This is a genomic window from Thermostichus sp. OS-CIW-29 (assembly GCF_054058195.1).
Genome location: NZ_JBSSAB010000025.1, coordinates 42,429 through 49,888 on the forward strand (window position 1 = coordinate 42,429; position 7,460 = coordinate 49,888).

At 57.4% G+C, this 7,460-nt stretch carries 8 protein-coding genes; 1 reads left to right on the forward strand and 7 read right to left on the reverse strand.

The genetic code is table 11. The features are described 5' to 3' along the window. Positions 1 to 274: 274 nt before the first annotated feature. From mreD to ACVWZJ_RS09735, 3 genes are read right to left on the reverse strand one after another with little or no spacing between them, the layout of a single operon-like run. Entirely contained in the window at positions 275 to 919 is a 645-nt protein-coding gene (gene mreD, locus ACVWZJ_RS09725) for a rod shape-determining protein MreD (protein ID WP_414331966.1), read from the reverse strand. Then, complete coding sequence (gene mreC, locus ACVWZJ_RS09730) at positions 897 to 1,649, reverse strand: rod shape-determining protein MreC (protein WP_457395931.1); 753 nt, start codon at positions 1,647 to 1,649, stop codon at positions 897 to 899. Before mreC ends, mreD begins: the two co-directional genes overlap by 23 nt. 59 nt (positions 1,650 to 1,708) lie before the next feature. Next, complete coding sequence (locus ACVWZJ_RS09735) at positions 1,709 to 2,737, reverse strand: rod shape-determining protein (protein ID WP_414342867.1); 1,029 nt, start codon at positions 2,735 to 2,737, stop codon at positions 1,709 to 1,711. A 456-nt stretch (positions 2,738 to 3,193) separates the two neighbouring features. On the opposite strand from ACVWZJ_RS09735, the gene ACVWZJ_RS09740 reads away from it, so the two are divergent. Then, positions 3,194 to 3,607, forward strand: coding sequence for a VOC family protein (locus tag ACVWZJ_RS09740; protein WP_457395932.1), 414 nt, complete (start codon positions 3,194 to 3,196; stop codon positions 3,605 to 3,607). Here the strand turns inward: ACVWZJ_RS09740 and ACVWZJ_RS09745 are convergent. The 4 genes from ACVWZJ_RS09745 to ACVWZJ_RS09760 all read right to left on the reverse strand — a co-directional run bounded on the left by ACVWZJ_RS09745 (position 3,604) and on the right by ACVWZJ_RS09760 (position 7,357). Beyond that, on the reverse strand, positions 3,604 to 3,831 hold the full coding sequence (locus tag ACVWZJ_RS09745) for a hypothetical protein (protein WP_457395933.1): 228 nt from the start codon (positions 3,829 to 3,831) through the stop codon (positions 3,604 to 3,606). The genes ACVWZJ_RS09740 and ACVWZJ_RS09745 overlap by 4 nt on opposite strands. Before the next feature lie 282 nt (positions 3,832 to 4,113). Further along, a complete protein-coding gene (locus ACVWZJ_RS09750; RefSeq protein ID WP_457395934.1) occupies positions 4,114 to 4,422 on the reverse strand; it encodes an SAM-dependent methyltransferase in 309 nt (102 codons plus the stop codon). Between the two features lie 444 nt (positions 4,423 to 4,866). Beyond that, complete coding sequence (locus ACVWZJ_RS09755; protein ID WP_041436760.1) at positions 4,867 to 5,634, reverse strand: RNA polymerase sigma factor SigF; 768 nt, start codon at positions 5,632 to 5,634, stop codon at positions 4,867 to 4,869. 544 nt (positions 5,635 to 6,178) lie between these two features. Continuing rightward, positions 6,179 to 7,357 (reverse strand): tetratricopeptide repeat protein, encoded by a 1,179-nt coding sequence (locus ACVWZJ_RS09760; protein ID WP_457395935.1) that lies wholly within the window; start codon positions 7,355 to 7,357, stop codon positions 6,179 to 6,181. Positions 7,358 to 7,460 lie beyond the last annotated feature (103 nt).

A 7,460-nucleotide genomic window follows, 5' to 3' on the forward strand; every position in this document is an offset into this window, starting at 1 on the left:
TTAGCCCAAAGCTGTCTGAAAAAGATGGGGCTTATATCCCAGTCCTGGGGTTCATTTTAGGCCAAAATTGCTCCCCCCCGACGAGAAGTTTTCCAGATCGTCGCTTTTTCTGACCAGCGCAGCGCCAATGCAAAAGAAGTAGAATGCCGGAGCGAGCCGGCAAATGGGCTCCCACCGCCTCGAGAGTTCTCTCTTGCCAAAAATGGCAAGGGACATACTCTGCTGTGACCTGGGTTTTAACCGAAAGATAGGATGATTTGGCATAAAACAGGGGCTAAATCTCTCTGGGATCCCGCTCTTGAGACTGCCACCAACGGCTGAGGGGCCAATACAAAGCGGGTGCCCAGAGGCTACTTAAAATAGCAGACGTGAGGGCATTGCGTTGATGGTTCCACCAGATGCTCTCCAGAGAACGGGGGCCATCGCCACCAATGTTGCCGAAAAACCGAAGGGAGTTCTCCAATCCATCCAGCAAGGTTTGCGTTCCTGCTGGATCCAGGTCATCGGATCCCTGCGAGGCCACGAGCCACATCCATTGCAGTGCCATCAAGGTTTCGGCGATCACCACCATACCAAAAACGATCAAGGCCACCGAGATAAAGTCTTCTTGCATGTAGCGTTGTTTTTGCAACTTGGCGGTGAGGATCCCAACTACAGCCAGCCCCAGCGCATGGGTAGGACAAGGGCTGGTCAGCGCATCTTGCAGAAAACCCAGGGTGACCCCGGCAACAGCCCCCTGCCAAGCTTTGCGCCGCACACTCCAGCACACCACCCAGATCAAGGGCCAATCTGGGGTTAAGCCTGCTAGCTCCAAGCCCGGCCCTCGCCACCAAGGGGCCACTGCTGCCAGCAATCCCGACAGGACAGTCACCAGCCAGTTAAGGTGAGACTTAAGCTTAGGAATCAGAGGGTTGAGCATAGCGGTAGATCAAGGCCCATTCCAAGAGACCCAGCGGCGCCGACAGTTCGACAGTGGCTTGAGGGGCAGGGCTGGCATCCAAGTTGACCGCTCGAACCGTTCCCACCACAACCCCGGCTGGGTAAAAGCTGCTCAGGCCCGAGGTCACCACCACATCCCCCACCTCTACTTTGGGGGCCTTGTCGAAAAAATCCAAAATGGCACTCTGGGTGCCCGTACCCCTCAGGATGCCCATGTGTCGGCTGCGACTCAGCATTACCCCGACACGGCTGGTGGGATCGCTGATCAGGAGCACTCGGCTGGTGTTGGGCGTGACCGACTCGACTCGCCCGATCAACCCTCCCGGCGCCATGACTACATCTCCCACCCTGACTCCATGCCGGCTGCCGCGGCTGAGGGTGAGCTGTTGCCACCAGTGATCGGCGCTGCGACCCACCACGGCTGCTGGGATCCCCGCTTGGGGCATTTGCTCGGTAAATTGCAGCAGTCGCTTCAGCTCGCGGTTTTGGTACTGCAACTCGGCTACCAGGGCTTGCAGCTCACGGTTAGCGGCCTGGCTGAGCACCGCGGCGGGATCCACAGGTGGACGGGCCGGGGCGGTGATCCAACTGTACAGCTCCACCAACAGGGATCCCTGGGTTTGGCGCAAGCCCAGCACTACCCCCATCGCCAAAGCAGACAGGAGCAACCCCAAGCCGTAGCGCCTCCACCATTGGCGTAGCCGATTCAAGCAATACCTCTCCGACCCACTCGACTCACACCTTAGATCAGGGATGGGAAGAAACTCCTCTAGCCCTTGAAGCTGCCGCTCAACACTCGACCCAAGGTTTTGAAATCCTCCAGAACTCGCCCTGTACCCAGCACCACACAACTGAGGGGATCCGGGGCAATGTGAACCAAGATCCCGGTTTCATGGCTGATCAGGGCATCTAGACCCTTGAGCAAGGCTCCTCCCCCGGCCAGCATGATGCCGCGGTCGATGATGTCGGCAGCCAATTCCGGTGGAGTGCGCTCCAGGGTGCGCTTAATGGCTTCCACAATCACCGAGAGGGGCTCGGCCATGCTCTCGCGAATTTCGGTGCTCTTCACCGTGACGGTACGGGGTAAACCCGAGAGCAGGTGTAACCCGCGCACTTCCATGGTCAGTTCCTCTTGAATTGGGTAGGCGGAGCCAATCCGAATCTTGATCTCTTCAGCGGTGCGCTCCCCGATGGTGAGGTTGTGAACCTTTTTCATGTACTGGACGATGGCCTCGCTCAGCTCATCTCCCGCTACCCGCACCGACTCGCTCAGCACGATCCCCTGCAAACTGAGGACGGCTACCTCAGTGGTGCCGCCGCCAATGTCGATGATCATGTTCCCAGTGGGCTCTTGCACCGGCAGCCCGGCCCCGATTGCTGCTGCCACCGGCTCATCCACCAAATACACCTCCCGCGACCCAGCTTGGAGAGCGGCTTCCATCACCGCCCGTCGCTCCACCCCAGTCACACCGCTGGGGATCCCAATCACAATGCGGGGAGCAATCAGGTACCGGCCCTCGTGTACGCGGTGGATGAAGTGTTTTAGCATCATCTCCGCCGTGTCGAAATCGGCAATCACCCCATCTCGCAGAGGACGCACCGCTACAATGTTGCCGGGGGTACGGCCCAACATTTTTTTGGCATCTTCCCCCACAGCCAGGGGTTGCTTGGTGTTTTGGTCGATGGCGACCACAGAGGGCTCTTGCAGGACAATGCCTCGCCCGGCCACGTAGACCAGCGTGTTGGCAGTGCCCAAATCAATGCCCATATCACGGGAAAATCGGCTGAAGAACCCCACGGTAAGTCGCTCCAGTCTTGACTTGGGAAGAAGCAGCAAGCTTTGGTACCTACTATAGTCTAGTTCTGCTAGAGAATCTCCCCCGAAGAGTGGGAATCTGCTCCAGAGAAACCGGCTGTAGCTGTATCCCAGCCAGCTGTGGAAGATCGAATTCGCCGCTAAGGTGCAATCCTGTTGTGATTCGGGATCCCTCGTGCCTAAGGTTGCCATTGCTCCAGCCGGCTATCCGGCCATCGCCCCCTATTCTCCCGGCGTGAAGGTGGGCAAAATACCCTCTACATCTCGGGCACATTGGCCCTGGATCCGGAGGGCAAGACGGTGGATCCGACATCGCCACCCAGACTCGCGTGGTGTTGGAGCTGAGTGACATCCTCCCGACGCTCACCCTGCGGGTACAGCGCGGGGCTTCTCGGCAGTTTAGCTAAGATAGACCAACCCGGTCTTTTGGCGGTTGCGATGCAGCTCTCTGGTGCCTTGGTTAGCGTGGCTACCCTGGACTTGCCTCGTCTACAACGCTTCTATCGGGATCTCTTGGGGATCTCTCCCCAAGTCCAGCTCCCGACAGAGGGGGATCCGGTGTACGTAGAGTTTCGTCTGCCAGGGTTGCGGCTGGGCCTCTATCGCAGCCATCATCTCGATGGTGGTGCCCAAGCCGCAGCGGTGAGCCTCTGCCTGCAGGTGCAAGATTTACAGGGATCCCTGACAACACTGGAAGGGTTGGCGGGAGCTTATCAGCTCTCCATTTCCCCCCTGCGGCAAGCCTTTCATGGACAGGAGGTGGATTTCCGGGATCCCGATGGCAACCGGATTGTGCTGCACCAGCCCTCTGCTGCTTTTGAGGAAGCGACGGCCTGGGATCCCCAGGGTTAGATTCGCCAGAGATAGATGGTGTAGGTGTTGATAACATCCGATACAGTGGTGGTGGCGGTGGGGAGCCAATCTCCCATGTCGAAGGAGTGGGTGACCAGACGAGCGCCGGGCCGAAGCTGGGAGCGCAACTTGTCTCGGATCAGCAGGTGGGAGCTGGGCAGCAAATAACAACTCACCACCGTCGCCGGGGTTAAGTCCAGAGTGAGCAGATCCTGCTGGAGCATGACTCTAGTCAATAATAAGCTCAACTATACTGAAAATAATGTATAATATGTTCAGTACGGATTACTACCAGTTGATCTTTCTGTTTACTTTCGAGTCTGCCAACATGGTAGCCAAAGCAAAGCAGAAAATTGGTGGTAAGACGACACGGAAACTGCGCTTTGGGTATTCTACTCAAAGCTTTGCGGGATACCGCCATTCTGTTTGGACTCCGTCCCGCTAACGCGAATGGAAACAAACAGAATGCTATCGCTGCATAGTTGAACAGTGATGTTCAGCAGTGTTCAGCGTAAATGTATCAGAAAAGTAACTCGATCCTGAACTTGGGCTTCTTGGGCCCGCTGTTGGGCTTCCAGGATGCGCTCCGGGTCGATATCCACCCCCACGCCCCGCGTGCCAAAGCGCTGTGCCGCCCGGATGAGAATGCGGCCATCCCCACAGCCCAAGTCGTAGAGAGTATCCTCGCTCCCCACCTGGGCCAAATCCAGCATGGCATCCACAACCAAGGGCAAGGTGCGCACATAGGGGGCCAAGCGGATTCCCTCTGGACTTTGCAGGTTGGGCTGGCATTGGAAGAAGGGATCCCTGCCCACCGAGTTCTGACCCAGCTTAGTTTGAAACCGCGGGGCACCAAGGGTTGATTCCGAGAAGAGCGGTTTTCTCTGTTCATCAAATATTCTCATCAATTTCCCATCAGTCTATCAACCTGTCGCAGTACAGAGCCCCTGCCGTTCTACTGGGTGGAAAGTCACCGCCAATTGCGTCGGCTCAAGTACAGTCTACTAAGGGGTTATGGGATACACCTGTATGGTCATTTTCAACAGGAATGAAACATCTCCGTTCCGTTGCTCTCTAACTCCCCTCTCCCTCTGGAGGGGCTGGGGGAAGCGGCGCGGAGCGTCTGGGCAGCGGCGGGAGTATCTCAATCGAGTCTGGAATGACTATGAACCTGCTTGTTCTAAACCTCACTGGGGTCAAGCCTCGGAAACACGATTTTTATACCCTTTTATATCCCTTAATTTGTAACGGGCTGTATCTCAAAAAATATCTTGATTCAACAACTTAGCCAGGCGTTCCAGCCCCTTTTTGACTTGGCGGGAAACGGTAACGGCACTGATCCCCAGCCGCTCTGCCGTTTCTTTTTGCGTGAGGTCATAGAAGAAGACAAATTCCAAAATCTTGCGGGTACGTTCCTCCAGCTGAGCCAAGGCATGTTGTAGGCGAATACGATCTTCTTCAGCCAGTTGAAAACTGCGGTAGCGCTGATCCGGAACGACCTCCCCCAGAGCAACACTGTCTTCCTCAGTTTGAATCGGAGCATCCAGGCTGAGCAAAAGGCTGTTTTGTTGGGCCAGCTCCAGCTCTCGCCATTCCTGCTCCGTCAGTTGCAGGGCTTCCCTCACCTCGGCCTCAGAGGGAGAACGGCCCAACTCTTGCCGCAGACGGGCAATCACCTTCTTGGCTTGTCTTTGCAGGGTCGTCCAGCGGCGTGGGATCCGCATGGTGGGGCTTTTGTCCCGCAGGTAGTGTTGAATTTCTCCGCGAATGTAGGGCAGGGCAAAGGAGCTAAAAGCCAGGCCTCGGCTGATGTCAAAGCGTTCGATAGCTTGAATCAAACCCAAACAGCCAACTTGCACCAGGTCGTCGTACCCCTCATTGCATTGGTTGCGCCAGTGGTGGGCCTCTTTGCGCACCAAGCCCAAGTTCATTTCCACCAGCCGGTTGCGCAGGGCTGGATCGCGATTCTGGTGGTACAGCCGCAACAGTTCGGCAGTTCGGGCTTTAACATCCTCACTAGATGCCATAGATCCACATGCGGCTGGGAATCCGGTCTTGGCCAAAGGCAATGGAGGGGGGGCCGCCGAGGGAGACGGAGTTCTTGGGAGAGGTCAGGCGAGGGGCCGTTATCATAGACAACCACTTTACCGATTTGCCGAAAATAACTGTAGAACAAGCACTCAAGGAACTCGAAAACCATTCAAAGGTTGAGGATCCCACCCATAACCAACACCCATCCAGTCAAGAGACGCTTTTGCCCAGCCAGACCCTGCGCAAGCAGGTGCTACAGGGCTACAGGGATGGCGTTAGAAGCACAACCGGACACTGTTGAGATTTGCCAAGAGCTGGAACGTTCTTAGTTTGACCAGGTTTCTTGACCCAAGCAACAGCATCTCCACGGAAAATCGGCGGGTTTCATCGGCAAAAGAGCGCAATTTTCCCGTAAGACCCAACGAAATTGCCGGATTTCTGTTGTTGGCGTGCTCTCGTGGTTATTGGTGATTGGGTCAGGTTGGCGGTGAAACAGCCTGTGCATTCCAGCCTCTCCTCTCCTTCTGGGAGGTGAGAACGTCAAGAGGCTGTTCGTGACAGCGGCGGGGGGTTCTTGGGGGGATCCGTGCCGGCAAGGGCTGCCAAAAAGGATGCAAAACTCGGCTCCTCGCGAATGAGGTCGAAATAGGGCTCAGAGGAGAGCAAGGGGCGGTAGCGTTCCGGCTCCAGGCGTAGGGCTTGCTCCAAAGCTTGTAGGGCCTGAGGCACTTGGCCTTCCCAGGCGTAGCAGCAGGCTTTGGCGTAGTGAGCCTCGGCATTGCTGGGATCCATCTGCAGGGCCCGATCAAAACTCTGGATGGCCAGCTCGTAGAGGTTCAAGTCCATCAGCACCAGGCCGCGCTGCACCCAGATCTGAGGGCGTTTGGGATCCTGCGCCAGGGCACGGTCATAGCTGTTGAGGGCCTCCATCGGGTTGCCGAGGCGGTGGTGGGCAAGGGCATGGCCGGCCCAGAGAGAGGCCGATTCGGAGCCCAGTTGCAGGGCTCGTTCGTAGCTGGCCAGAGCATCGACGTAGCGCTCTAGGTGAAACAGAGCCAGGCCCCGACTCTGCCAAACTCGGGCATTGACGGGGTTGATGGCGAGGGCTTTCTCGTAGCTGATTAGGGATCCCTGCCACCGTCCCAGAGAGGCTAAGGTTAGCCCGTGCAGGTACCACGTTTCCGGGCTGTCGGGACTGAGGGCAAGGGCCCGTTCGTAGGCACGTAGGGCTTCTTCGTAGCGGCCCAATTGCCGCAGCGTGTTGGCCTGGTTAAAGCGGGCCTCAAAAAAATCCGGTTTCAGCCGCAGAGCCCGCTCATAGCTGGCCAGAGCTTCTTGATGGCGACCGAGATCGTCCAGCAGAGAACCACGGTTGTTCCAGGCTTCGGGGAAGTCCGGCTTCAGCTCCAGGGCGCGGTCGTAGCTGGCCAGGGCAGCTTGGGCTTGCCCCAGGTGGTCGAGGGTGGTGGCGCGGTTGTACCAGGCAATGGGATCCTGCGGCTGATCTCCCACCGCCTGCTCGAAGGGCTGTAGTTGAGCCGCTTGTTCCGCCGAAAGAGCCGATGGGTCAACCGCCGGGACGGGCGAAACGGTTGTCGATTCTGGGGAAGCAGCACGCTTCTGCCGCCGCAGCCACCAGGCCCAACCCCCGGCCAAAAGCAACAGGCTCGCCCCCAGCACCAGCACGCCCACGTCGGTCGGGGCAATCACAAACGGCATGACCCACTTCCTGATACATTTACGCTGAACACTGCTGAACATCACTGTTCAACTATGCAGCGATAGCATTCTGTTTGTTTCCATTCGCGTTAGCGGGACGGAG